A 674-nucleotide genomic window follows, 5' to 3' on the forward strand; every position below is an offset into this window, starting at 1 on the left:
CAGGGCGTGGGGGTGGCCGGACGGGTCCAGGAGGGATACGAGGCGGAGTGCCGTCGTGGCGAAGCCCGTCGTGTCCGCCGCCTGGGCGGCGTGCAGGGACAACAGGAGGGTGGTGGTGATCTGGCGGCCGTAGCCCTCGGTGTCGGCCGACTCGGGGAGGGCCTCTTCCAGCGAGGTCCGCTGGTCCCTGAACAGCGCGAGGTAGGCCGTACTCGTCAGCTCCTCGTTGATCATGTATGCCGTGGCGTGGCTCAGGGCCAGCGGTAAGTGGCCGAGTGCGGAGGCGAGTCCGGCCACCTGCTCGTCCAGCAGGTGTTCCATGCCCTCACCCGCCAGGCGGGCCTCGACGAACGTACGCGCCTCGTCGGGGGTGTACACGTCGATGTCGATCCGGGTCCGGCCACCGCCCGTCATGCGCGCGTCCTTCAGCCGCGTCGTGGCCAGCACCCAGCCCGACCCCGTACGGCTCGCGGGCCACCAGGACGTGAGGACCGCCGGGTCGGTCACGTCGTCCAGCACCACCAGCCAGCGGCGGGAGGTGGTCGCAAGCCACTCCAGGAACAGGCGGGCGTCCGCCTCGGGGTCACCGCCCGCCACGCCCACCCGGACGGCCGCCTGTGCGTACTGGGTGATGACCTGCTGGGCCTCCGTCGCGGCCGCCCACACCACGAGGT

1 pseudogene is annotated in these 674 nt (G+C 72.0%); it reads right to left on the minus strand.

Annotation, left to right across the window (positions count from 1 at the left end):
• A pseudogene (locus CCN33_RS30695) lies at positions 1 to 674 on the minus strand (tetratricopeptide repeat protein); the annotation flags it as partial.

The organism is Streptomyces recifensis (assembly GCF_002154615.1).
In the GTDB taxonomy this organism is placed as follows: Bacteria; Actinomycetota; Actinomycetes; order Streptomycetales; family Streptomycetaceae; genus Streptomyces; species Streptomyces griseoluteus.